Source organism: Pseudomonas sp. C1C7 (genome assembly GCF_013359595.1).
In the GTDB taxonomy this organism is placed as follows: Bacteria; Pseudomonadota; Gammaproteobacteria; order Pseudomonadales; family Pseudomonadaceae; genus Aquipseudomonas.
This window is the reverse complement of record NZ_JABFMP010000036.1, coordinates 38,372-62,195: the sequence shown is the minus strand read 5'-3', so window position 1 is coordinate 62,195 and position 23,824 is coordinate 38,372. Positions and strand designations below refer to the sequence as shown.

Annotated in this window: 20 protein-coding genes; 11 read left to right on the top strand and 9 right to left on the bottom strand. The window is 64.7% G+C overall.

Annotation, left to right across the window (positions count from 1 at the left end; all coding sequences use genetic code 11):
- From HNO86_RS24440 to HNO86_RS24430, 3 genes are all read right to left on the bottom strand, one after another.
- Positions 1-838: 5'/3'-nucleotidase SurE (locus HNO86_RS24440; protein ID WP_175379487.1), on the bottom strand; the 838-nt coding region annotated here is incomplete at its 3' end.
- A 246-nt stretch (positions 839-1,084) separates the two neighbouring features.
- On the bottom strand, positions 1,085-2,464 hold the full coding sequence (locus HNO86_RS24435; RefSeq protein WP_175379486.1) for a DUF1329 domain-containing protein: 1,380 nt from the start codon (positions 2,462-2,464) through the stop codon (positions 1,085-1,087).
- A gap of 23 nt (positions 2,465-2,487) precedes the next feature.
- Positions 2,488-4,065 carry a DUF1302 domain-containing protein gene (locus tag HNO86_RS24430; RefSeq protein ID WP_175379485.1) on the bottom strand — a complete coding sequence of 526 codons (1,578 nt, stop codon included), beginning with the start codon at positions 4,063-4,065 and terminating at the stop codon, positions 2,488-2,490.
- A gap of 655 nt (positions 4,066-4,720) precedes the next feature.
- On the opposite strand from HNO86_RS24430, the gene HNO86_RS24425 reads away from it, so the two are divergent.
- Both HNO86_RS24425 and HNO86_RS24420 read left to right on the top strand, forming a co-directional pair.
- Positions 4,721-6,463 carry an FAD-binding protein gene (locus tag HNO86_RS24425; RefSeq protein ID WP_175379484.1) on the top strand — a complete coding sequence of 581 codons (1,743 nt, stop codon included), beginning with the start codon at positions 4,721-4,723 and terminating at the stop codon, positions 6,461-6,463.
- A complete protein-coding gene (locus HNO86_RS24420) occupies positions 6,460-7,329 on the top strand; it encodes an SDR family NAD(P)-dependent oxidoreductase (protein ID WP_175379483.1) in 870 nt (289 codons plus the stop codon). The genes HNO86_RS24425 and HNO86_RS24420 overlap by 4 nt, the downstream gene beginning before the upstream one ends.
- A gap of 211 nt (positions 7,330-7,540) precedes the next feature.
- Here HNO86_RS24420 and HNO86_RS24415 read toward each other — a convergent pair whose 3' ends face one another.
- From HNO86_RS24415 to HNO86_RS24390, 6 genes are all read right to left on the bottom strand, one after another.
- Positions 7,541-9,121 carry a FadD3 family acyl-CoA ligase gene (locus HNO86_RS24415; protein ID WP_175379482.1) on the bottom strand — a complete coding sequence of 527 codons (1,581 nt, stop codon included), beginning with the start codon at positions 9,119-9,121 and terminating at the stop codon, positions 7,541-7,543.
- Positions 9,122-9,193: 72 nt separating this feature from the next.
- A complete protein-coding gene (locus HNO86_RS24410; RefSeq protein WP_175379481.1) occupies positions 9,194-9,940 on the bottom strand; it encodes an SDR family NAD(P)-dependent oxidoreductase in 747 nt (248 codons plus the stop codon).
- Between the two features lie 257 nt (positions 9,941-10,197).
- Positions 10,198-11,286, bottom strand: coding sequence for a ferredoxin--NADP reductase (locus HNO86_RS24405; RefSeq protein ID WP_175379480.1), 1,089 nt, complete (start codon positions 11,284-11,286; stop codon positions 10,198-10,200).
- A gap of 13 nt (positions 11,287-11,299) precedes the next feature.
- Complete coding sequence (locus HNO86_RS24400) at positions 11,300-12,055, bottom strand: glucose 1-dehydrogenase (RefSeq protein WP_175379479.1); 756 nt, start codon at positions 12,053-12,055, stop codon at positions 11,300-11,302.
- On the bottom strand, positions 12,043-13,722 hold the full coding sequence (locus HNO86_RS24395; RefSeq protein WP_175379490.1) for an FAD-binding protein: 1,680 nt from the start codon (positions 13,720-13,722) through the stop codon (positions 12,043-12,045). Before HNO86_RS24395 ends, HNO86_RS24400 begins: the two co-directional genes overlap by 13 nt.
- Before the next feature lie 21 nt (positions 13,723-13,743).
- The gene (locus HNO86_RS24390; RefSeq protein WP_175379478.1) at positions 13,744-14,259 is read right to left on the bottom strand and encodes a flavin reductase family protein; all 516 of its coding nucleotides are present in this window, start codon (positions 14,257-14,259) and stop codon (positions 13,744-13,746) included.
- 371 nt (positions 14,260-14,630) lie between these two features.
- On the opposite strand from HNO86_RS24390, the gene HNO86_RS24385 reads away from it, so the two are divergent.
- The 9 genes from HNO86_RS24385 (at position 14,631) to HNO86_RS24345 (ending at position 23,818) form a co-directional block, all read left to right on the top strand.
- Positions 14,631-15,815 (top strand): flavin-dependent monooxygenase, encoded by a 1,185-nt coding sequence (locus tag HNO86_RS24385; protein WP_175379477.1) that lies wholly within the window; start codon positions 14,631-14,633, stop codon positions 15,813-15,815.
- 110 nt (positions 15,816-15,925) lie between these two features.
- Positions 15,926-17,047 carry an LLM class flavin-dependent oxidoreductase gene (locus HNO86_RS24380; RefSeq protein WP_175379476.1) on the top strand — a complete coding sequence of 374 codons (1,122 nt, stop codon included), beginning with the start codon at positions 15,926-15,928 and terminating at the stop codon, positions 17,045-17,047.
- A gap of 268 nt (positions 17,048-17,315) precedes the next feature.
- Positions 17,316-18,212 (top strand): VOC family protein, encoded by an 897-nt coding sequence (locus HNO86_RS24375; RefSeq protein ID WP_175379475.1) that lies wholly within the window; start codon positions 17,316-17,318, stop codon positions 18,210-18,212.
- 11 nt (positions 18,213-18,223) lie between these two features.
- Complete coding sequence (locus HNO86_RS24370) at positions 18,224-19,105, top strand: CoA transferase subunit A (protein WP_175379474.1); 882 nt, start codon at positions 18,224-18,226, stop codon at positions 19,103-19,105.
- Positions 19,106-19,117: 12 nt separating this feature from the next.
- Positions 19,118-19,906, top strand: a complete 789-nt coding sequence (locus HNO86_RS24365; protein ID WP_175379473.1) for a CoA-transferase subunit beta — start codon at positions 19,118-19,120, stop codon at positions 19,904-19,906.
- A gap of 24 nt (positions 19,907-19,930) precedes the next feature.
- Positions 19,931-20,803, top strand: a complete 873-nt coding sequence (locus HNO86_RS24360; RefSeq protein WP_175379472.1) for an enoyl-CoA hydratase — start codon at positions 19,931-19,933, stop codon at positions 20,801-20,803.
- Positions 20,804-20,805: 2 nt separating this feature from the next.
- Positions 20,806-21,873 (top strand): nitronate monooxygenase family protein, encoded by a 1,068-nt coding sequence (locus HNO86_RS24355; RefSeq protein WP_175379471.1) that lies wholly within the window; start codon positions 20,806-20,808, stop codon positions 21,871-21,873.
- A 12-nt stretch (positions 21,874-21,885) separates the two neighbouring features.
- Positions 21,886-22,641 carry an enoyl-CoA hydratase family protein gene (locus HNO86_RS24350; protein ID WP_175379470.1) on the top strand — a complete coding sequence of 252 codons (756 nt, stop codon included), beginning with the start codon at positions 21,886-21,888 and terminating at the stop codon, positions 22,639-22,641.
- Between the two features lie 10 nt (positions 22,642-22,651).
- Positions 22,652-23,818 carry an acyl-CoA dehydrogenase family protein gene (locus tag HNO86_RS24345; RefSeq protein WP_175379489.1) on the top strand — a complete coding sequence of 389 codons (1,167 nt, stop codon included), beginning with the start codon at positions 22,652-22,654 and terminating at the stop codon, positions 23,816-23,818.
- The last annotated feature ends 6 nt before the right edge of the window (positions 23,819-23,824 follow it).

Sequence of the window (23,824 nt, the reverse complement as noted above, 5' to 3'; positions counted from 1 at the left end):
GGGTGGCGGGAGGGGCGAGGTTGACGTGGACGGTGCCGTCGCTGCTGCGTTGGGAAGTGAAGTTGACGCGGTCCCAGTTGCCGATCGGGGCGAAGCTCACGCCTTTGACTTCGGCGGGCGGCAGGGGTGGGTAGTTGAGGTTCAGGCCGCTCACTCCCGGCAGGCCGAGAATGTTCAAGTCACACTGCTTTTTGTGGCTGGCACAGGCCTTGCGCGCTTGTGCGCCGACCTGGGTCGCCCGCTCGATGACGTTCACCGCGAACCGCGCCGTATCGTCCATGGCGCCCAGGGTCTTGCGATAGCCGGCCTGCTGATCGCGGATGATCAGGTCCATGTCGATGGCCGTGGACACCGCCACCGCCGGTATCCCCTTGAACATCGCCCGCACCGCCGCATTGAGCGTGCCGGACATCTGCGTCAGTGGCCCGACGTTCTCGCCGAAGTTGCTCCCCGACACCACCAGGTCCGGCGGCGAGTCCTTGAGAATCACATCCAGCCCGACGTTGACCGCATCCACCGGCGTACCGATGGCCGACGTCTTGCCGGCCGGCGCGACATACCCTTGCGGCGGCCCGACGCAGAACCTGCCCGGCGCCAGTTCCGTCACCGCCAACGCCTGACCCGGCACCACCACGCTGGCCGCACTGATACCACTGCTGTCATTCAATGGCCCGACCAGCATCACCTTGTGCCCGGCCGCCGTTAACGCGCGGTACATCGCATCGATACCCGGCGCGCGGCAGCCATCGTCGTTGGTCAGCAGAATGGTCAGAGCATTGGCCTGCAGCGACAGGCCGACGCTGGCCACGGCGATGGCGGCGGTAAGCAGTTTGTTCATAAAAAAGTCCCTCGAGTCTTCAGAAAAAATCAGGCCAAACCGAGAACCCTGTAGCCGCTGGCGAAGCCTATGTCCGGCTGCGAAGCAGTCGTAAACCCTGCCTGCTCGGTGTGTCTGACGCACCGGATGCACTTATTTTACGACTGCTGCGCAGCCGGACGCAGGCTTCGCCAGCTGCTACAAGGACCGCGGGGGGGCAAAGCACAACGCCCCGACCGAAATGCATCGGTCGGGGCGTTGCGGTGTTCAGCGGGTGCCCAGTTTGCGCAGGTTGCCCGGGGTGAACTCGTCATCGGTGAAGTTGGAGGCATTCAACTTCGCCGGTTTCTGATCGATCAGCATCCGGTCGACCAGGTACGAGCCTGCGATCAAGTCGTGGTAGATGCCCAGGCGAGCGTGGTAGCGCTGCATCTCGTAGGCGTAGATCGAGGTCTGCATGTTGGTGCGCCACAGTTGCCCGCGACTGTCGTAGTTGTCCGCCAGGGTGGCGGCCCAGGTGTCTTCGTCCAGGTACAACACCCGCTTGGCGTAGACATGACGGGCGCCTTCCTTGAGGGTTGCCTGCAACACCCAGACCCGGTGTTTTTCATACCGCATGTACTGCGGGTCGACGTGGCCGGTGGTGTCGAGGATCTGGTCGGTGCTCACGCTCGGATCGTCGATCTTGTAGTTGTGGTACGGGATGTAGATTTCCTTCTTGCCAACGATGGTCCAGTTGTAGCGATCCGGCGCGCCGTTGAACAGGCGGTCCTCGTCGTACACGCGGAAACCGCCGGCGCCGGTCGGCGAGTCGTAACCCACGGTTGGCGCGCGACGCACGCGGCGCTGGCCTGGGCTGTACTGCCAGGCCTGGCGCGGCGAGGCGGTGGGGTTGATGAACTCGTGACCTACCACGATCTCGCCCTTCTTGCGCACCGGTTCCAGGGTGGTGATCAGGAAGTTGGTGAGAATGCCGTTGGACGACTCCAGGGTTTTATCCGGGTTGGACCAGATGGAAAAGATCTTGTAGTTGACCTCCTCGATCACCCGCTCCTTGTTCGAATAGACCACGGCCTGACGGTAGTTGGCCTCTTCGGCGGCGGCGCGGCCGGCGAGGGTGTGGTTGAACATCAGCTCGCTGCCGTTTTTCGGGATCGGGAAGGGCGAGCCGGCCCAGGCGTTCCTGGTGTCGTTGTTGTCGTTGTCCAGTTCGGCGCTGACGGCGTTTTTCTTCACCGCCTCCACCAGTTTCGGATCGACGCGGAAGTCGCGATGGCTCGGGTACACCGGAATCTTGAAGGTATCGGGGTAACGCTTGAGCAGCGCCTTCTGGCCGTCGGTGAGGTTGGCGGCGTACTTGTCCATGTTCTTGGCGTCGATCACGAACAGCGGTTTTTCCGAGGCATACGGATCCGGGTACGGCGAGCCCGGGCCGTCGAACTTCAGGCCCGGCGGCAGGCCGAGCCATTTGCCGCTCCAGGCCGGGATGCTGCCGTCGGCGTTGCCGGCCTTTTCGGCGCCCATCGGGGTCAGGTCCTGGCCCAGGCGCGCGGCTTCTTCGTTGCTGACCTTGGCGTGGGCCAGGCCGCTGCCGAGCAGGCCGACGGTCAGCGCCGTGGACAATAAGGTTTGGGTAAATCTGGACATGCTGTGCTCCTCCGACAGGGGAATCAGAATCGGTACTTGAAGTTGAGCGCGACGTTGTCGCGGTCGGCCAGCGGGCTGTTGTTGGCGTTGCCCAGGTAGGCGTTGTAGCGCGCCTCGACGGTGAAGTTGCCCAGGTAGCGCCAGGAGCTGCCGATGCTCGCGCGATCGTCGCCCTGGCCCGCGTTGATAGAGCCCACCAGGGCGCTGTCGTGTTGCGCGGCGGTGCTGTAGGTCACCGGGACCGACATGTCCCAGCCGCTGAACACGTTGTTGTAATCGAGGTTGACCTGCACCGTGTAACCCCAGGCATCGCGGTCGTAGACCAGGCTGTCGGTGCCCGGCAGCGTCACGCCGGGGGCCACGGTGACCGGGGTGGATTTGTCGTTGTCGAGCACGGTGTTGTAGACCAGCTCGCCGGTCAGGGTGGTGTTGTCGGCCCAGGAGGTCGGGCCCACGACGTAGATCGCCGAGGTTTGCGCCTGCATCACTTTGCCGCGCACGGGGCTGGAGAATCCGTTGTCGACCATCACCGGCGCGCCGTCGCGGTAGCTGACCTCACCGGCCCAGCTCACGTCGCCCAGCACCGTGGAGAAGCTGGCGCCGTACTGGTCGATCTTGTCGAAGTACACCGCGCGGTAGTGACCCAGGTCGCTCTGGAAATCCAGGGACGGCGTCTTGTCGTGGTAACGCGAGTAATAGAGGCCGAACTCGGTGTTGTTCAGCGACTCGGCGGCGTAGGTGAAGGCCACGCCGTACTGGCCGCTGTTGCTCGGTTTCTCGTCGCCCAGGCGGGTCAGGAACCCGGTGGCGTCGTTGAAACCGCCCTCGTCGATGAAGTCGGTGGTGGAGAAGTAGCTGCCCACGCCGAACAGCTCGGTCTTTTCCCACTTGTATTGGTAGTAGGCCTGGATATCCAGGCTGTCGGTCAGGCTGAACTGGGTGAACAGTTGGCCGACCGGCAACAGAATCTCCTTGACCTCCACGCCCGGGGTGGTGGCCTTGGTCGCGTCCACCGGGCTTTGCGCGGCGGAAATGCCCGGATAGAACAGGCTTTCACCCCAGCTCACCACCTGGTTGCCCAGGCGCGCATTGAGGTTGTGGCCGCCCAGGTCCCAGGTGCCGTAGGCGTAGTAGTCGAGCATGCGCAGCTCGTCGCGGTGCTGGTCGATGGTGTCCTGGGAGAAGCGGTCGGGACGGCTGCAATGCCCGCCGGCGAAGCAGTTGGACGTCCCGGTGTCGTTGTCGTTGCCGCGGTCGTAGACGTTGTCGTAGAAACCGGTGCCGCGCAGGAACACGCCGTAATCGTCACGCCATTGAATGTTGGCCTCGGTCAGGAAACCGGCGCGGTTGTTGATCAGGCTGTTGCGGTCGAAGGCGTTGTCGCCGTCGTTGCCGTTGGCATTGGCCACCAGCTTGTGATCGCGCGATTCGGTGCGCCACGCCAGGCTGTAGGTCAGCGTGGTGTCCCAGTCGACGCTCAGGTCATCGCTGGGCTGGAACTTCATGGCGTTGACCTGCGTGCTCAACCCGCCCGCCAGCAACAGCAGAGCCAGCCGGGTGCGCGGGTGCAGCGATTGTGGGGCGATTATTGTTTTTATCATGTCGTCCTCATGCCCAGGCCGGGCCTTTCCCGACCTGCATTTCTGGGGTGATGGGTGTTGTGGGCGACTATGGGGTCATGACTTGCGGGGAACATCGTCCGAGCGGACTAAGCGATTTGGGCAGGGCTTTTTTTGGGAGCGAGCCTGCTCGCGGAGGCTCTTTTGATCGTGTACATATCCATTGCCAGCCTGCCGAAGGGGCGGGTGGATCAAGATCAAAAGCCGCCGAGGCGAGCTAACGCTCGGCCTGCGCTGTCCCCTGTGGGAGCTGGCTTGCCAGCGATGACGGCCTGACAGCCGACCTGATTCTTGCGGATGTACACCGCTCCCAGAGAAATCCCCGAGCCTAAGCGAGGGGCCGTACGTCAGGGGATCAAGCGTTTGGTTACTTTGCGCTCTCCAAAGTAACCCGCCGTCAGGCGGAACCATAAGCCGCCGTTACCGCAGCAATGGATATGCCCCCAATCAAAAGAACAGCCGTAAGGGCAGAACCCCACGCCGCCGTTACCGAAGAAACGGATATGCCCCCGGCCTTAGTCCCATCGGACGATGAACACACAGCGTACGCCACGAACAATCCCGAGACCGACCGCCTCCCGCCAAAGCTTGGGCAGCGGCGGTTTCTGCCCGATGGGCGCTGAACAAGGGTGATCGCATGAACACTGCCGGGATCAAGTGGGACGAATGTTGTGATGTGCTGGTGGCCGGCTCGGGAGCAGGGGGCATGACCGCTGCGTTGCGTGCCCATGACCTGGGCCTGAATGCGCTGCTGATCGAAAAAAGCGGCGAATACGGCGGCACCTCGGCGGTGTCCGGCGGCGGTATCTGGATCCCCGGCAATCACCGAATCGAGGCCCTGGGTGGCAGCGATTCGGCCGCCGAAGCGATTGCCTACATCCGCGCCGTGACCCATGGCGAAATCGACGACGGGCGCATCGAGGCTTACGTCGAGCACGGCCGGGAAATGGTCGAGTACCTGGAGCGCCAGACCCGCGTGCGCTTCGAGGCGCAACCGCGTTACGCCGACTACTACCCGGAAGTCGAAGGCGGCAAACCGGGCTATCGCTCCATGGACCCGCTGCCGTTCGATGCCGCCGAACTGGGCGAAGAATTCTTGCGCATGCGTGCGCCATCCCCCGGCACCCTGATGATGGGGCGCATGGCGATGACCATGAAGGAGGCGCAGGTGCTGCTGTGCCGTGGTCCCGGCTGGCTGCGCCTGACCCTGCGGGTGATGTGGCGCTACTGGCGCGATCGCGAGGGGCGGCGATTGTCCAGGCGGGATCGTTACCTGACCCTGGGCAACGCGCTGATCGGCGCCTTGCGTTGTTCGTTGCAGGATCGCGGCAAGTCGCTGTGGCTGAACTGTGCCCTGGAAGAGCTGCTGCTGGTCGGTGACCGGGTCGGCGGTGCGCGGGTCAGTCGCAACGGGCAGTTGCTCAACGTCAAGGCGCGCTACGGGGTGATCATCGCCGCCGGTGGTTTCGAGCGTAATCAGGCGATGCGCGAACAGTACCTGCCGCAGCCCTCGCAGGCCGGCTGGAGCGCCACACCGCCGAACAATACCGGCGACGGCATTCGCGCGGGCCTTGCCATCGGCGCGCAGACCGCGTTGATGGAGCACAGCTGGTGGGCGCCGACCACCCATGTGCGCGGCGAAGAGAAACAGCGGGCGCTGTTCGTCGAACGGACTCTGCCGGGCTGCGTGATGGTCAACGCGGCGGGCGAGCGATTCGTCAACGAGGCCGCGCCCTACACCGATATCGTCTACGCGATGTACGCCAACAACCGTGACGGCGCCGCGAGCGTGCCGTGCTGGATGGTGTTCGACGCTGAGTTCCGCCGCAAATACCCCTGCGGCGCGTTGTTGCCGGGTTACGCCCAGCGCGACTGGCAACTGCCCGAACACCTGCGCGAATACTTCCACAAGGCGCCGAGTCTTGAAGAACTGGCGGCGCAGATCGGCGTCGATGCGGCGGGCCTGGCGCGCACCGTGCAGCGTTTCAACGGCATGGCGGTGCGGGGCGTCGACGAAGATTTCCACAAGGGCGAGTCGCTGTTCGACCGCTACTACGGGGATCCGAACGTGAAGCCCAACCCGTGCCTGGCGCCGCTGCTCAAGGGGCCGTTCTATGCCGTGCGCATCGATGCCGGCGACATCGGCACCAAGGGCGGTCTGCTCACCGACGTGCATGCGCGTGTGCTTCACGAAGACGGCCAGCCGATCGAAGGCCTGTACGCCATCGGCAACAGCGCCGCCTCGATGATGGGCCGCACCTATCCGGGCGCCGGCTCGACCATCGGCCCGGCCATGACCTTCGGTTATCTGGCGGCCAATCACATCAAGTGCCAGAGCGAAACCGCCTCGGCGAAAACCTTGTTCGGGAGCGTCGAATGAACAATCGGATTGCCGTGGTGACCGGTGCCAGTCGCGGCGTGGGTCGGGGCATTGCCCTGGCCCTGGGCGCGGCGGGGATGACGGTGTACGTCACCGGCCGCGCGCCGGATCAGGGCGGGTCGAATTTGTATGGGCACGCCCTGCGGGGTTCGCTTGAGGACACCGCCGCGGCGATTACGGCGGCGGGTGGGCGGGGTATCGCGGTGGTCTGTGATCATGCCAGCGATGGGCAGGTGCGTGCCTTGTTCGAGCGTGTCGAGCGCGAATGCGGGCGCCTGGATCTGCTGGTGAACAATGCGGCGTTCATCCACGACCAGTTGATCGAGCCGGGGCCGTTCTGGGCCAAGCCGCTGGAGCTGGTGCGGATACTCGACGTCGGCCTGCGCTCGGCGTACATCGCCAGTTATTACGCGGCGCCGTTGTTGCTGCGCAGTGCCCAGGGACTGATCTGTTTTACCTCCTCGTTCGGCGCCGGGTGCTACATGCACGGGCCGGCGTACGGCGCGCAGAAGGCCGGTGTCGACAAACTGGCGGCGGACATGGCGGTGGATTTCGAAGGGCAGCGCGTGGTGGCGTTGTCGCTGTGGCTGGGACCGCAATTGACCGAGCGCACGAAGATTGCAGGCGAGCAGCATGGCGAGCAGTACCAGGCGTTTCTCGCCAATGCCGAAACCCCGCAGTTCAATGGCCGGGTGATTCATGCGTTGCTCAATGATCCGCAGTTGATGGCGCTGTCGGGGCAGACCCTGATCACCGCGGAAATCGCTGCCGGTTATGGCATCAGCGAAGACCAGGGCCGCCAGCCGCCGTCGCACCGCGCGATGCTGGGCGAGCCGCGCAGACAGCATCCGGCGCGGGTTGTCTGATCCAACGTCAAAAGATCGCAGCCTTCGGCAGCTCCTACACAATCGGGTTCACACACGACCCCTGCAGGAGCTGCCGAAGGCTGCGATCTTTTTTGGACGACTCAATACCTGTAGGAGCATGGCTTGCCCGCGAAGGCGGTGTGGCAGGCACCATCCATGTTGGATGTGCTGGCCTCTTCGCGGGCAAGCCTCGCTCCTGCATAGGTGGTGATTAGCCCGCTACCTGCAACGCCCACTCCCGCAACACATTCTTGGTCACTTTCCCCGCCGCATTCAGCGGCATGCTGTCCAGCACCCGCACCCGCCGCGGCACTTTGTAGTTGGCCATCTGCTCCCGGCACCAGGCGAGGAAGCGAGTCTGTTCGATTTCAATCCCCGGCGCCGGCAGCAGGAAGGCCATGGCCACTTCGCCCATGCGCTCGTCGGGAATGCCGATCACCGCCGCCTGGGCCACCCCGGGGTAGGTCAGCAGGCATTGTTCGATTTCCGCCGGATAGACGTTGAAGCCACCGGTGATGAACATGTCCTTGAGCCGATCGGTGATGCGCAGGTAACCCTGTTCATCGAGCATGCCGATGTCACCGGTCTGCAACCAGCCGTCGGCGTCGAGCACTTCCTGGCTGGCCTGGGGATTGTTGAAATAGCCCTGCATCAGGTTGTAGCCGCGTACCTGAATTTCACCGGGAACATTGGCCGGCTGGCTGCGACCGGTGCTACCTACGCAGCGTACCTCCACCCCCGGCATCGCCCGGCCGCTGGTGTTGGCGACCGTTTCTGCAGAGTCGCCGGAACGGCAGATGGTCGCAAAACCGCAGACTTCGGTCAGGCCATAAGCGGTGACGATGGTGGCGAACCCCAGGTCGCTGCCCATGCGCTGAATCATCTCCACCGGAATCGCCGCCGCCCCGGTCACCGCCACGCGCAACGAACTCAAATCGAATTCGTCCCGCTGCGGATGGGCCAGCAGCGACTGATATAGCGTCGGCGGCCCGGGCAACACGGTGACGCGCTCGCGCTGCACGCATTCGAGCACCGCCTGCACGTCGAACACCTGCTGCGGCAGGATCGTGCAGCCGCGCATCAGCGCCGCCAGCCAGCCGGCCTTGTAGCCGAAGGAGTGGAAGAACGGATTGACGATCAGGTAGCGGTCGCCTTCGCGCAGGCCGACGATGTCGCTCCAGTCCCGCACGATTCGCAGGTTCTGGCCGTGGCTGGTCATCACGCCCTTGGGTTTGCCGGTGGTGCCGGAGGTGAACAGCACATCGGACAGGGTCTGCGGGCCGATCATTTGTTCGCGGCTGCGCAGGGCCAGTTGCGGCACGTCGGCCGCCAGGTCCATGAACCGCTCCCAAGCCAGGGTGCCCGATCCTGCGCTGCGCAGGCTGACGATGTGGCGCAGCTGCGGCAGGTCTTCGCCGACCAGCATGCCCGGATAGTCGGCGCCGAGGAATTCACCGATGGCGAACAGCACGCAGGCGCCGCTCTCGCGCAGGATGAACCCGGCCTCGCTGCCTTTCATGCGGGTGTTGAGCGGCACCAGCGCGGCGCCGACGCTTTGCAGGGCGCCGGCGGCGACGATCCATTCCCATACATTGGGCGCCCAGATCGCCACCCGGTCGCCGACCTGGACGTCCAGAGCCAGCAGGGCGCGGGCGGCCTGGCGGCGCAACTGGTCGAGTTCCCGGTAACTGATGACGCGCCCGGCGTCCTCGATGGCCGGGCGGTCGCCATAGGCCTGGGCCGTGTTGGCGAACAGTTGAGCGAAGGTCAGAGCGGTAGCGACAGGCGGCATGGGGCCTCCCCGGTTAGAAGACAAGAACGGAAAAGGGAGTGGGCCGGGCAGGGCGCCCGGCCGGATGGGGTGTTACGCGGCGGGCGGGGCGAAACGGCGGCCGGCGGAGAAACCGCCGTCCACGGCGATCATCTGGCCGCTGACGAAGGACGCTTCGTCGGATGCCAGAAACAGCGCGACGTTGGCCACTTCTTCCGGTTGCCCGGAGCGGCTGAGCATGTGCTGCGAGGCGAAGAAGGCGTGGAACGCGTCGTTGTCGCGGACCATGCTGGTCATCGGCGTTTCGATCAGGCCGGGGCACAGGCCGTTGACGCGGATGTTGGCGTAGCCGAAGTCGATGGCCATCGAGCGGGTCAGCTGGTTGATGCCGCCCTTGGACACATTGTACGCCACGTTGCCGTCGCAACCCTGCAGGCCGAAGATCGAACCGACGTTGATGATCGATCCGCTGCGTTGCTCGACCATCGGCGCCAGGGCGTATTTGCTGGTGAGCATGCTGCCGGTCAGGTTGATGTCCATCACCCGTTGCCAGTTGGCGGTGGTGGTCTGGGTCACGCTGCCCTGGTCCGCCACGCCCGCGGCGTTGACCAGCACGTCGATGCGGCCGAAACGGCTGACGACTTCCTGCATGACCTGCTGCACCAGCGCTTCGTCGCGCACATCCAGGGTCATGAACAGGCCGGGGAAATCCGCCGGCGCGCTGCCGATGTCCAGACCGACCACCTGCGCGCCTTCAGCGGCGAAGCGGCGCACGCAAGCCAGACCAATCCCGGAAGCGCCGCCGGTAACCACCGCGACCTTGTTCTGCAAACGAGCCATAACTGCACCTCTTTATTGTTGTAGGGCTAAAGCTTTGAGCCGAGTCTAACCGCAGACAGGGGCTGCATGATCGTCCATTGAGACTAGGGCGACGGGGTGCCCATGAACGCATTCCCCCGTGTAGGAGCTGCCGCGGGCTGCGATCTTTTGATCTTGTATTTGAACAATCAAAAGATCGCAGCCTCGTTGCACTCGACAGCTCCTACAGGGGTTTTGTGTTGTTCGCGGATTTTGTGTTTGACATTGGCCCCTGTGGATCAATCAGGGAATTTCAGGCGCACCCGCGCTCCGGTCGGGCGGCTCTGGCAGGCCAGGGTCCAGCCTTGTTCGAGTTCCTTGGGGGTGAGGACGTCGTTGCGGGCCAGTTGGGTCTGGCCTTCTTCGACCACGCACATGCAGGCGCCGCAGAAACCTTCTTCACACGAGGACGGCACGTCCAGTCCGGCGGCCTTGCAGCTTTGCAGCAAGGTGTCGCCGGGGCGGCAGGGAATTTCGTGTTGCTGGCCGTCGAGTTCGACGATCAGCGCTTCGCAGTGCGAAGCCATGGCCGCGGCCCGCGCCGCGGTTTCTTCGGCCAACAGCTCATCGGGATCGGGCGGTGAAACGAAACGTTCGACATGAATGCTTTCGGCCGCTTCGCCCAACGCCAGCAAGGTGCGCTCCACGGTGTCCATGAACGGCCCCGGCCCGCAAATGAAGTACTCACCGCCGGCCAGGCCGCGCAACAGATGACGCACCTGGGCATCGCCGAGGAATCCCTGCACCGAATCGAGCACATGAACCACGTGCAGTTGATCAGGATGCGCCTTGATCAACTGCCGCAGTTCCTCCCGGAAAATCACCGAGCTTTCATCGCGGTTGGCGTAGATCAGGGTGATCGGCCGCCGGCTTTCATGCAGCACCGATTTGAGAATGGAAAACACCGGCGTGATACCCGAGCCGCCACCGAACAACACCAGCGGCTTGCCAGTATCGACCGACTGCCGCTCGCCCAGACAGAAATGCCCGGCCGGTGGCAGCACGTCCAGCCAGTCGCCGACCTGCACCTCGTTCATCCAGTTCGACACGCGGCCGCCGTCGACCCGCTTCACCGTGACCTTGGGCAGCGCATCCGCAAGCGGCGAGCTGGCCATGGAGTAACAGCGGGTCAACAGCTTGCCGCCCACGGGCACGCGAAAACTCAGGAACTGGCCCGGTTTGTAGCGAAAACGCTCACGCAGGGCCGGCGGAACATCCAGCACCAGCGAGCGCGCATCGGGGGTCTCGTCGATCACCGCGCACACTTGCAAGCGGATACTTGCGGTTGTGTGCTCGGCCGGGGTCAGGTTCTGTTGTTGCGTGCCCATGTTCACCTCGACCTCAGAGCCCGCTGATCAGCTGGGCGTTGTCGACGCGGATCTCGGCGCCGTTGACGAAGCGTGACTCGTCGGTGGCCAGAAACAGCACCACGTTGGCAATGTCCCGTGGCGCGGCCATGCGGTTCATCGGGTCCTGGTCGAGGGCTTCCTGGGGGATCGCCTGACCGCCGGCCAGGGCCTGGGTCATCGGCGTGTTGACGCCATCGGGGTGCACGCTGTTGCAGCGGATGCGGTAGCCCTGTTGCTTGCAGTGCAGGGCAATCGAACGGGTCATCGCCGCCACCGCGCCCTTGGACGCCGAGTAGGCGCAGAACATCGGCATCGCGCCCAGCGCCGCCACCGACGACATGTTGATGATCGAGCCGCCACCGGTTTCCTTCATCGCCTGGATCGCGTACTTGCAGCCCAGGAAATAGCCGTCGCCGTTGATCTTCTGCACCTTCTGCCACAGCTCCAGGTTGGTGTCTTCGATGCTGCCCAGGGCGAGGATCGCGGCGTTGTTGACCAGCACATCGAGGCGGCCGAAGTGTTCGACGGTGGTTTTGACCACGTGCTGCCAGTCGCTTTCGCTGGCGATGTCGTGGCGGATGAACAGCGCGTTGGCGCCGATCTCGGCGGCCACCTGGCGACCGGCTTCTTCATTGAGATCGGTCAGCACGACCCTGGCGCCTTCGCTGGCCAGCAGCAGGGCGTCTTCGCGACCGATGCCGCTGGCGGCGCCGGTGATGATGCAGACTTTGCCTTCTACACGTTGCATTGTTGTTCTCCTGAGCGTGTGGTTTGAAGTGCGGCTTGATCGGCCACGTGGGCCGCAGCCCGGCGACCGGAATAAATGCAGTCGGCCAGGGACAGGCCGGAGACATACAGGTTGGAAGCGACCCCGACGGCGTTGCGTCCGGCGCTGTACAGGCCTTGTACCGGTTGGCCTGCGTGATCGAGCACGCGGCCGCTGGCTTCGCAGACTTTCAGCCCGCCCAGGGTGATCACCGGGCAGGGGAACAGGCGACTGGCGAAGGACAGGTCAAGGGCGTACCACGGACCCTGGTCCAGGTTGGCGAGCATCGCCGCGGACTTGCCGAACTCATCGGCGACTTCGCCGCGAGCGGCGCGGCTGTAGCGTTCGACGCTCTGGCGCAGCCGTTCCGGCGGCAGGTTGCAGCGTTTGGCCAGGCCGCCGAGATCGTTGCTGCGTCTGGCGTTGAACAGCAGGTTGAGCAGGACCGGCAGGCGCTGGAAATTCCACACCTTGCCCGGCCCGACCTGACGCACGGCTTCGCGCACCAGCGCCCGGTTGAGGATCAGGATTGCGCGGCCATCCTGTTCTTCGACCATGGCGTGGCCGAGGGTCGCGCCGTAGATTTCCTCGTTGGCGTAACGCTCGCCCCGACCGTTGACGATCAGCCCGCGGGCCCAGGCCAGCGGCGGGTTGATGAAACGCCAGGCGCTGATTTTGTCCATCCGCGCCACACTGCCCCCGGCGCTCTGGCCCAGGGCGATGCCGCTGCCATTGCAGCCGGTGGCGCCCAGCGGCAGGCCGGCCAGGTATTGCGGTGCGTGCAGGCTGACCAGTTCGCGGTTGAAGATGAAGCCGCCGCTGCTCAGCAGCACGGCGTGCCTGGCGCGGATCAGCAGACGCTCGGCGCTGTGCTGTTCGATGCGACGCTGGCGGGCGCGCAAGCGGTCGGCCAGTGCCGGAGCGTACATGTGCAGGGCGCTGGCCCAGCGTGACAGGCGTGCATGCTGTTTCGCCGCGGGGCTGCCCGCTGGCAGTTGCCAGGCTTCGACGCCGATCACCCGATCATTCGCATCGAGCACCAGACGCCGCACTTCGCACTGGCTGCGCAGGCGTACGCCGTGACGCAGGGCGCTGGCCTTGAGCGGGGCGAACAGGCTGGCCCCGGACATGCCCGGGCCTTTGGTGCGATGACCGCGGGGCGCCGGTTTGGCCTGGGCGGCATAGGCCGGCACGGCTTCGTTGCCCGAGTAATAGAGGTAGTACCGGTCGCTCGGGTAGGAGGTTTTGTGCGGCGGCACGCTGGCTTCGAACGCTGCGCCCTGGCGTTCGAGCCAGGCCAGTTGTTCGGTGCTGCCTTCGCAGAAATCCTTAAGGGTCTGCGGGCTGACGGCGTCGCCCACTTCCTGGCGCAGGTAATCGAACATGGCCTGGTCGGTGTCGTCGTAACCGGCCTGGCGCTGATAAGGCGTGCCACCGCCGGCATACACCACGCCGCCGCTGAGCGCCGTGGCGCCGCCGCCGGCGAAGCGATCCACGGCCAGCACCGCCAGCCCGCGACTGGCTGCCTCGATGGCGGCGCAGACACCGGCGCCGCCGAAACCGACCACCAGCAGATCGCAGCGCTCGTCCCATGGCAGCTGGTCGGCGTTGTTGACTCGCAGCGGCGTCAACCCGGTCACTCCCTTCATCCCGTTCATATCGGGTCAGCCTCAGCCGGCGACAGCGAAGGAAGGGGTGGGTTTGGCGGTGGTGGTGTAGTTGCCGTCGAGGTAGACCAGCGGGGTGATTTCGTCGCTGGTGTGGATCTGCAGGATGCGGCCGATGAACACGGTGTGGGTGCCGTAGCTGAAGTGGCCGTCCTGGCGGCAGAGGATCGCCGACTGCGCGTCGCCCAGGTAAGGGATGCCGCCGGCGCTGGTCAGCCAGTTGCCGCGATCGAAACGGGCTTCACCCTTGATCGCGCCGCTGCACAGGTGGGCGAGGTCCTGTTGTTCGACGCCGAGGATGTTGACGCAGAAGTCCGCGCCGGTGGCCAGGGCGGCGTGGGGCGAGGCGGTTTTGTTGACGCAGATGAGCAGCGACGGCGGTTCGGTGCTCAGGGAGTCCACGGCGGTGGCGGCCATGGCGAAGCGCTCGGAGCCGTTGCTGGTGCTGATGATGGTGACGGACTTGGCCAGGCGGCGCATGGCCTGGAGCATGTCGGCTTTGAGGTTGATCTCGTTCATCGCGCTGGGCCTTTTGGTTGGGGCGGGGAGTGCGATGGATTTTTGCGCTGGTGCGGGGGTTGGGCATCGTCCGAGGGGACTAGGCCTCGGCGGCCTCTGGGCCGACCGGGCTGTTGGTGATGGGCCTGGTTTTGAATTGTGGGAGCGAGCCTGCCCGCGAAGGCGTCCCGCCAGTCACCATAAATGCCGCCTGATTCACCGCTTTCGCGAGCAAGCCCGCTCCCACAACTACCGCACTGTCACCCCCCGCATGGTCCGTTTGAGGGATGCCTGCTCTTTTTTCCATTGTTTGAATGCCAGCGTGGGGGCGCTGTTGGGCCCTGTTGCACGCGCGCCCCGGCGGATGGGGTGGACAGAGGAGAAGAATAAAAATGCTCAACCAAGACCTGATTCGCCAGCGTCTGAGCCAACGGGCCCGTGAGTTGGTGCCGATCCTGCGTGAACGCGCTTTGAGTGCCGCTCAGGCCGGTCAGTTGCCTGAAGAGACCTTGAAGGATTTCCACGATGCCGGTTTCTTCCGCATTCTCCAGCCCGCGCGCTGGGAGGGGTATGAGCTGGAGCCCAAGGACTTTTTCGATGTGCAGATGACCCTGGCCGAAGGCTGCATGTCGTCGGCCTGGGTGCTGGGGGTGGTGGCGATTCATAACTGGCAGCTGGCGCTGTTCGATGACCGGGCCGCGCAGGATGTCTGGGGCAGTGATTCCAGTGTGCTGATCTCGTCGTCCTATATGCCGGTGGGCAAGGTCGAGCGGGTCGAGGGCGGGTTCAGGTTGAGCGGGCGCTGGGGTTTTTCTTCCGGAAGCAAGCATTGCGACTGGGCGTTTCTCGGGGCACTGGTGCCGCCGGAAGAGGCCGGTGGCGCGCCGGACTATCGGACGTTCCTGGTGCCGCGCAGCGACTACCAGATCCTCGACAACTGGAATGTCATGGGCCTTGAGGCCACCGGATCCCACGATGTCCTGGTGGAGAACGCCTTCGTTCCCGAGTACCGCATCCATCGCGCCCTCGACGGTTTCATGCAGAACAGCCCGGGCAACGCGGTCAACACCGCGCCGTTGTTCCGCCTGCCGTTCGGGCAGATTTTCGTGCGCGCGGTTTCGTCGTCCGCCATCGGCGCCCTGCAGGGTGCGGTGGATCAGTTCGTCGAGCACAACCGCGCCCGGGTCGGGGTCAATGACGGACGCAAGATGGTCCAGGACCCGGCCGCGCAGTCGGCGCTGGCCAATGCCATGGTCTGCGTCGACGAGTGCAAGACCGTCCTGCATCGCAACTTCGCGCTGATGCTGGAGCGGGCGCGCAAAGGCGAGCCGTTGAGCATGCCCGAGCGGGTGAAGATGCGTTACGACTCGGCGCTGGTTGCCGACAAGTGCGCCAAGGCCGCGGGCGATCTGATGTTCAACAGCGGCGCGTCGACGATCTTTCGCAGCCATCCGATCAACCGTGCGTTCCGCGATATCCACACCGGTCGTGCCCACGTCGCCAACAGCCCGGCCAAGTACGCCTGGAACCTCGGCGGGGTGAGCATGGGCCAGGACAGCAGCGACTTTTTCCTCTGAAACGGCTAGTCCGTTTGCGTGATTCAGGCGCGACGCCAATGCCCGAGCATTGGCGTCAAGGCACAGGTTCCTGGCGCCGATTGCGCATCCAATAAGCACAAGGATCAACCATGAAATTTTCCCTGATTTACGAAGCCCAGACGGTGGACTCCAGCCGCGAAGGCGACCGCAAGATTTTCGAAGACACCGTCGAGCAGGCCGTGCTCGCCGACAAGCTGGGCTTCGACACGTTCTGGTGCGTCGAGCACACCGCGCTGAGCAACTACTCGCACATGTCGGCCCCGGAAACCATGCTCGCGTTCGTGGCCGGCAAGACCGAGCGTATCGGCATCGGCCACGGCGTGGTCTGTCTGCCGCCGGCGATGAACCACCCGGTCAAGGTGGCGGAGCGCATCGCCACCCTCGACCTGCTGTCCAAGGGCCGTGTGCATTTCGGCGTGGGCAAGGGCGGCACCCAGCAGGAGGCCGGCACCTTCGGTTATGACCTGTCGACCCTGCAGCCGCAGATCGACGAGATGATGTACCTGATCCCGAAAATGTTCGTGTATGACGAGATCGAGCATCACGGCGATTTTGTGCAGATCCCGAAACGCCCGATCCATCCCAAGCCTTATCAGGACCCGCACCCGCCGATGTACCTGGCGTGCACCAACACCGAATCGCTGAAGAATGCCGGCAGCCGTGGCATGGGTTCGCTGGTGCTGGGCTTCGGTGGCCCGGAGGAAATCGCCAAGAAGGTCCAGGTGTACCACCAGGCCTGGGACAACCGGGATGTGAAGCATCAGGTGGGTTTCCGTCCGAACCGCCACATCGCGGCCCTGTGCCCGGCGATCGTGCTGGATGACAACGAAGAAGCACGCCGCATCGGTATCCGGGGCCAGCGTTACTTCATGGAGTCCTTGGGTTACTGGTACGGCGGTGGCGAACGTCCGGATCCGGAGAAGTGGAAGGACGACACCTTCGTCGATGGCAACGGCCAGGCGGTGATCAAGTCGCGCTTCGCCTCCGAGGAAGTCAGCGTTGATTTCTCCGACCCGACCATGGCCATGATGAACCCCAACCACGCCTACGGCACCGTCGAGGATTGCATTGGCTACGTGCAGCGCCTGATCGACGCCGGCGCCGACGAAATCCTCTTCATCTGCCAGATGGGCACCGTGCCGCAGTGGGCGCAGCTGGAAACCCTGAAGAACATTGGCGAGAAAGTGATTCCGCATTTCCGCAAGGGCTGAGTTGATCCGGCATTGACCTGTAGGAGCTGCCGAAGGCTGCTACATAGGTGTGTTGAACCTCAGATGTTTTACCGGCCCGGCACGGATGTCAGGCCAACTTTCCAACGGGTCCCCAAGGCCCGTTTTTTTATGCCCGCCATCATCGGGTGCGCTAGTCCCATTGGACGATGTTGCCCCTCGCCGATCCCGCTTGAATAGGCCCTACATAAAGTCTCCCCCGGCAGCCGCCGAAGGGCGGCAGGGCCTTAGAAAAACGAGGAGTGCATCCATGGATATCCGTGGTCTGGGTTACGTCACCCTGTTGTCCAGCGACCTGGCGCAATGGCGTCACTATGCAAGCCAGGTGCTGGGCATGATGGTGGTCGACTGTGCTGACGCCGAACACCTGTACCTGAAGATGGACGAACGCCACTACCGCGTGCTGGTGCACAAGAGCGCCGAGAACGGTTTTGGTGCCTGCGGCTGGGAAGTGGCCGGCAAGGCCGCGCTGGAGCAGGCGGTCAGCGAGCTGCAGCAGGCTGACGTGCAAGTGACCCGTGGCACGGCGGCCGAGGCCGAGCTGCGCAAGGTCCAGGAACTGGTGCACTTCAGCGACCCGGATGGCAATCGTCATGAGCTGTTCTGGGGCCCGTTGCAGGACTTCGCCCGTTTCGTCTCGCCGGTCGGAGTCCAGGGTTTCGTCACCCACGATCTGGGCATGGGCCACGTGGTGCTGCCGGCACCGAGCTTCGAGCGTTGCCGTGACTTCTACGAACAGGTGCTCGGTTTCGGCCTGTCGGACCTGATGAAAGTGCGCTTCACCCCGGACCCGGCCGAGCCGCAGAAACGCATTCATTTCTTGCACTGCAACAACGGTCGCCACCACTCCCTGGCGATTTTCGAGTGCCCGATGCCCCACGGCTGCGTGCACATGATGGTCGAGGTCAACGCGCTGGACGAAGTCGGCCGCGCCCTGGACCGCGTGCACGCCAACGGCGTGAAGCTGTCGGCGACCCTCGGCCAGCACACCAACGACCAGATGATCTCTTTCTACATCAAGACCCCGTCCGGCTTTGACCTGGAGTACGGCTGCGATGGCCTGGTGGTCGACTGGGACCGCCACACCCCGTTCGAAAGCACCGTGGTCAGCCACTGGGGCCACGACTTCAGTGTCGGCCGCCAATGAGGAACATGACGATGGACAAGCAAATGACCACCGCCGAGATCGTCGGCCAACTGCGTGACGGCATGATCATCGGCATCGGTGGCTGGGGCCCGCGGCGCAAGCCCATGGCGCTGGTGCGCGAGATCCTGCGCTCGGACCTCAAGGACCTGACTGTGGTCGCCTACGGCGGCGCCGATGTCGGCATGCTCTGCGCCGCCGGCAAGATCAAGAAGCTGATCTTCGCCTTCGTCTCGCTGGATTTCATTGCGCTGGAACCGTATTTCCGCAAGGCCCGCCAGGAAGCGGTGCTGGACGTGATGGAGATCGACGAAGGGATGCTCCTGCTCGGCTTGCGCGCCGCAGCGATGCAGGTGCCGTTCATTCCGACGGCGGTGGGGCTGGGCACCGATGTGTTGCGCCACAACCCGCAGATCAAGCTGATCGCCTCGCCCTATGCCGACGGCAAGGACTGGGTGGCGATGCCGGCGCTCAAGCTCGATGCCGCCTTGGTCCATGTCGACCGCGCCGACGCCCGGGGCGTGTGCCAGATCTCGGGGCCGGACCACTACATGGACGATCTGTTCGTGCGCGCCGCGACCCACAGCTACGTGACCTGCGACGAACTGGTCGACAGCGACTGGTTCCACGCGCAGCCCGAGCGCGCCCATCAGGTGTTCTGGGAACGCAACCTGACCACCGCCGTGGCCCACGTGCCGGGCGGTGCGCATCCGTCTTCCTGCGCGCCGCTCTACGGTTTCGACGTCGCCCACTTCAAGGCCTACAACGCCACGGTCCAGGCGGCCGATGGCTGGCAGGGCTATGTGCGCGACTACGTCGACTGCACCCACGAACAGTACCTGGACAAGGTCGGCGGCCTGGCTGCGATCCGCCAACTGCCGTTGCCGATTTTCTGAGGGAGCCTTGCGATGAGCACTACCACTTACAGCCTCGCCGAACTGATGATCTGCGCCGCCTCCGAGGCCTGGCGCGACGATGGCGAGGTGTTGGCCAGCGGCATCGGGGTGATCCCGCGCCTGGCCGCTTCCCTGAGCATGCTGACCGGTAACCCCCGGTTGCTGATGACCGATTCGGAAGCCTACATGGTCGCCGAGCCGGTGCCGCTGGGCGCGCGCAACGGCTATGAACCCAAGCGCGACAGCTGGATGGGCTTCTCGCGGATTTTCGACAACGTCTGGGGCGGCAAGCGCCATGCGCTGGTGGGCCCGACCCAGATCGACCGTTTTGGCCAGGCGAACATTTCCTGCATCGGCGACTACGCCAGACCCAAGGCGCAAATGCTCGGGGTGCGCGGATTTCCCGGCAACTCCATCAGCCACGCCAACTCCTTCTGCGTGCCCAGCCACAACCGCCGGGTGTTCGTCGAAGGCGAGGTCGATATGGTCGCCTCGGTTGGCTACAACCCGGCCCGCCTGGCCCGGGGCTGGTCGCTGGACGAGATCGACATCCGCCTGATCATCACTGACCTGTGTGTCCTGGATTTCCAGGGCCCCGAGCGGCAGATGCGGATTCGCTCGCTGCACCCCGGCGTGACCGTGGAGCAGGTTCAGGACAACACCGGTTTCCAGCTGTTTGTGCCGGCCGACTGCCCGACCACCGCCGCGCCCACCGACGCGCAATTACAGCTGATCCAGCGCCTGGACCCGCACAACCTGCGTGCCCTGCAACTTAAAGACAATCCGCCAGGCCAACGCTGAGCGCCGCCGTTCCGGAGACAAGTGATGGCTGAAAACAACCACAACAATCAGGCCGATGCGGTGCTGTACGACGTGCGTGGCGCGGTGGCCCTGGTCACCATGAACCGCCCCGAATACCACAACGCGCAGAACTCGCAGATGACCTATGCGCTGGACGCGGCGTTTCGCCGGGCCTGTGATGACGACGACGTGAAGGTCATCGTCCTGCGCGGCGCCGGCAAGCATTTTTCCGCCGGGCATGACATCGGCACCCCGGGTCGCGACGTCGACAAGAGCTTCGACCGCGCCAGCCTGTGGTACGACCACGTGAACAAGCCGGGCGGCGAGTTTCTCTACGCCCGGGAGCAGGAGGTCTACCTGGGCATGTGCCGGCGCTGGCGCGACATGCCCAAGCCGACCATCGCCATGGTCCAGGGCGCGTGCATCGCCGGCGGGCTGATGCTGGCCTGGGTCTGCGACCTGATCGTCGCCAGTGAAGACGCCTATTTCGCCGATCCGGTGGTGCGCATGGGCATTCCGGGTGTCGAGTATTTCGCCCATGTGCATGAACTCAATCCGCGCATCGCCAAGGAATTCCTGTTCCTCGGCGAGCGTATGCCGGCGCCGCGCGCCTACCAGATGGGCATGCTCAACCGGGTGGTGACCCGCGACGAACTGGAGCAGCAGACCCTCGACATCGCCGCTCGCATCGCGCAGATGCCGCGCCTGGGCCTGCAACTGAGCAAGCAGGCGGTGAACAACGCCGAGGACCTGATGGGCAAGCGCGCGACCATGGACATGGTGTTCGGCCTGCATCACTTCGCCCATGCCCACAACGAACTGGTGTCCGGCGATCGCCTCGGCGGTTACGACGCCCGGGCCATGGCCAGTTCCCAACGCAAGTCGGGCGAGGCATGAGCATGGCAATCTCGTTGAATACTCGCCTGACTGCACTGCTCGGTTGCCGTTATCCGATCATCCAGACCGCCATGGGTTGGGTCGCCGATCCGAAACTGGTGGCGGCCACCGGCAATGCCGGCGGCTTCGGTTTTCTTGCCGGGGCGACCATCGAACCGCAGGAGATGGAAGCGGCCATCGTCGAAACTCGTCGGCTGACCGATCAGCCGTTTGGCGTGAATTTCCACATGTACCAGGCCAACGCCGGCGAAATTGTCGAGCTGGTGTTGCGCCACAGGGTCCGGGCGGTCAGCTACAGCCGTTCGCCCGGCAAGCAGATGATCAGTCGTCTCAAGAATGCCGGAGTGGTGTGCATCCCCACGGTCGGCGCGCTCAAGCATGCGCAGAAGGCCGTGGAAATGGGCGCCGACGCGGTGACCGTGCAGGGCGGCGAGGGGGGCGGGCATACCGGTTCGGTGCCGACCTCGATGCTGCTCGATCAGGTGGTCAACGCGGTGTCGGTGCCGGTGGTGGCGGCCGGCGGTTTCAAGGACGGCAAGGGGCTGGTCTCGGCCCTGGCCTATGGCGCCGAAGGGATTGCCATGGGCACGCGCTTCTTGATGAGCGCCGACAGCCCGGTGCCGTCGGCGACCCTGGCCCGCTACCTGGCGGTCAAGGACCCGGCGGCGATCATCATCAGCCGCGCCATCGACGGCATGCCGCAACGGATGATCCGCAACGAATTGCTCACCCAACTGGAAAACAGTGGCGGGCTCAAGCGCCTGCTGCTGGCGGTGCGCAGCGGCCTGGCCTATCGCAGGCACACCGGCACCAGCGTCCTGCAACTGCTGAGCAGCGCACTGAAGATGCGCGGCAGCGGTGAGCTGAGCGCGGCACAAAGCATCATGGCCGCCAACGCGCCGATGGTGATCCAGAAAGCTATGGTCGACGGGCAACCGGCGGCCGGCGTGCTGCCCGCCGGACAGATCGCCGCCGCCATCGACAGCCTGCCCAGCTGCGCCCAATTGATTGAACAGATCGTCCGCGACGCCGAAGCGCGTCTGGGCGAACTGTGCCGCCGTGTGTCGTGAGGAAACAACAGCATGAAACCATTTAGCGTCAGTCTCGATAACGGCATTGCCGAACTGGTGTTCGACCGCCCGCCGGTCAACGCCTTCAACAGCCAGGGCTGGGCCGACATCGCCAGCGAAATCCAAAGCCTGGGCCGCAACAGCGAAGTGCGGGTGATCGTGATCCGCGCCGAAGGCCGCGGTTTCTGCGCAGGCGTCGACATCAAGGAACTGGCCGCCGACGGCAACCTGATCGTCGCGGTGAACAAGGGCAACTACGACAGCTTCAAGGCCATCCACCGCAACCCGAAACCGGTGATCGTCGCCGTGCACGGCTTCGTGCTCGGTGGCGGCATCGGCATCTGCGGCGCCGCTGACATTCTGGTGGCGTCCGAGTGCGCGACCTTCGGCGTGCCGGAAGTGGATCGCGGCGCCATGGGCGGCGGTGCGCATCTGCAGCGCCTGTTCCCGGTGCAGAAAGTCCGTCACATGTACTTCACTGGCGAGCCGATCAGTGCCGCCGAGGCCTGGCGCCTGGGCGCGGTGGAGCGGGTGGTCAGGCGCGAGGACCTGCGCGAAGCCGCCTTGCAGATCGCCCGCAGCATCGCTGCCAAGAGCCCGGCCATGATCAGCCTGGCCAAGGAAGCGCTGAGCGGCATCGAGGACGGCAATCTGGAAGACAAATACCGCTGGGAGCAGGGCTTCACCCTCGAAGCCTATCGCTCGCTGGACTCTCAGGAAGCACGCGACTCGTTCGTCGAGAAACGCGATGCCCGATTCAACGGCTGAAGGCACCTCCATGGACCTGACCTATACCCCGGCCCAGCTGGCCTTTCGCGCCGAGGCGCGGACCTGGCTGGCGGCCAATGTACCGAGTGAACCGCTGCAATCGTTCGACACCGAACAAGGCTTTGCCCAGCACCGCGCCTGGGAAGCCAGACTCAATGAAGGCCGTTGGGGCATGGTCACCTGGCCAAAGGAACTCGGCGGGCGTGGTTGCGACCTGATCGAGTGGCTGATTTTCGAAGAGGAGTACTACCGCTCCGGGGCCCCGGCGCGGGTCAATCAGAACGGCATCTTCCTGCTCGGCCCGACCTTGATGGAGTACGGCAGCGACGAGCAGAAAGCGCGCTTCCTGCCGCGCATGGCCACCGGTGAAGACATCTGGGCCCAGGCCTGGTCCGAGCCCGGTGCCGGTTCCGACATGGCGGCGATCCGCTCCCGGGCCGAGCGGGTCGGCGACCACTACGTGATCAACGGCCAGAAAACCTGGTCGACGCGAGCGGTGTGGGCCGACTGGGCGTTCGGCATCTTCCGCACCGATGCGCAGTCCCAGCGCCATCACGGCCTGACCTTCATCCTGCTGCCGTTGGACACGCCGGGCATCACCGTGCGGCCGATCCCGCAGCTCAACGGCCTGCCGGGTTTCGCCGAGATCTTCTTCGACGACGTCAAGGTCCCGGTGGAAAACGCCCTGGGCGGCGAGGGCATGGGCTGGCACGTGGCGATGTCCACCGCCGGTTTCGAACGCGGCCTGTTGCTGCGCTCGCCGGCACGTTTCCAGGAAACCGCCCGGCGTCTGGTGGAACTGTACCAGGCCAACCGTGAAGATGCGGACCGCGACCCGGTCATCGGCGAGGCGGTGATGCGCGCCTGGCTGGACGCCGAGGCCTACACCCTCAACACCTACATGACCGCCTCGCAACTGGTGCAGGGCGGCAAGATCGGCCCGGAATCCTCGACCAACAAGATCTTCTGGTCGGAGCTGGACCAGCGCATGCACGACACCGCCATGAGCATCCTGGGCCTGCGCGGCGAGTTGCAGCCCGAGGCGCCGGCGGCCGGCGATGTCGGCCACTGGCTGGACGGTTTCCTGTTTGCCCAGGCGGGGCCGATCTACGCCGGCACCAACGAGATCCAGCGCAACATCATTGCCGAACGCATGCTCGGCATGCCGCGGGCCTGAGGAATA

What these genes read in the sequence shown, in the direction of transcription:
- HNO86_RS24385 (WP_175379477.1), top strand. Translation starts at nt 14,631, where the DNA reads ATGCTCAACCAAGACCTGATTCGCCAGCGTCTGAGCCAACGGGCCCGT.
- HNO86_RS24410 (WP_175379481.1), bottom strand. Translation starts at nt 9,940, where the DNA reads ATGGCTCGTTTGCAGAACAAGGTCGCGGTGGTTACCGGCGGCGCTTCC.
- HNO86_RS24400 (WP_175379479.1), bottom strand. Translation starts at nt 12,055, where the DNA reads ATGCAACGTGTAGAAGGCAAAGTCTGCATCATCACCGGCGCCGCCAGC.
- HNO86_RS24430 (WP_175379485.1), bottom strand. Translation starts at nt 4,065, where the DNA reads ATGATAAAAACAATAATCGCCCCACAATCGCTGCACCCGCGCACCCGG.
- HNO86_RS24425 (WP_175379484.1), top strand. Translation starts at nt 4,721, where the DNA reads ATGAACACTGCCGGGATCAAGTGGGACGAATGTTGTGATGTGCTGGTG.
- HNO86_RS24370 (WP_175379474.1), top strand. Translation starts at nt 18,224, where the DNA reads ATGGACAAGCAAATGACCACCGCCGAGATCGTCGGCCAACTGCGTGAC.
- HNO86_RS24390 (WP_175379478.1), bottom strand. Translation starts at nt 14,259, where the DNA reads ATGAACGAGATCAACCTCAAAGCCGACATGCTCCAGGCCATGCGCCGC.
- HNO86_RS24360 (WP_175379472.1), top strand. Translation starts at nt 19,931, where the DNA reads ATGGCTGAAAACAACCACAACAATCAGGCCGATGCGGTGCTGTACGAC.
- HNO86_RS24350 (WP_175379470.1), top strand. Translation starts at nt 21,886, where the DNA reads ATGAAACCATTTAGCGTCAGTCTCGATAACGGCATTGCCGAACTGGTG.
- HNO86_RS24435 (WP_175379486.1), bottom strand. Translation starts at nt 2,464, where the DNA reads ATGTCCAGATTTACCCAAACCTTATTGTCCACGGCGCTGACCGTCGGC.
- HNO86_RS24405 (WP_175379480.1), bottom strand. Translation starts at nt 11,286, where the DNA reads ATGGGCACGCAACAACAGAACCTGACCCCGGCCGAGCACACAACCGCA.
- HNO86_RS24375 (WP_175379475.1), top strand. Translation starts at nt 17,316, where the DNA reads ATGGATATCCGTGGTCTGGGTTACGTCACCCTGTTGTCCAGCGACCTG.
- HNO86_RS24365 (WP_175379473.1), top strand. Translation starts at nt 19,118, where the DNA reads ATGAGCACTACCACTTACAGCCTCGCCGAACTGATGATCTGCGCCGCC.
- HNO86_RS24380 (WP_175379476.1), top strand. Translation starts at nt 15,926, where the DNA reads ATGAAATTTTCCCTGATTTACGAAGCCCAGACGGTGGACTCCAGCCGC.
- HNO86_RS24415 (WP_175379482.1), bottom strand. Translation starts at nt 9,121, where the DNA reads ATGCCGCCTGTCGCTACCGCTCTGACCTTCGCTCAACTGTTCGCCAAC.
- HNO86_RS24345 (WP_175379489.1), top strand. Translation starts at nt 22,652, where the DNA reads ATGGACCTGACCTATACCCCGGCCCAGCTGGCCTTTCGCGCCGAGGCG.
- HNO86_RS24355 (WP_175379471.1), top strand. Translation starts at nt 20,806, where the DNA reads ATGGCAATCTCGTTGAATACTCGCCTGACTGCACTGCTCGGTTGCCGT.
- HNO86_RS24420 (WP_175379483.1), top strand. Translation starts at nt 6,460, where the DNA reads ATGAACAATCGGATTGCCGTGGTGACCGGTGCCAGTCGCGGCGTGGGT.
- HNO86_RS24395 (WP_175379490.1), bottom strand. Translation starts at nt 13,722, where the DNA reads ATGAAGGGAGTGACCGGGTTGACGCCGCTGCGAGTCAACAACGCCGAC.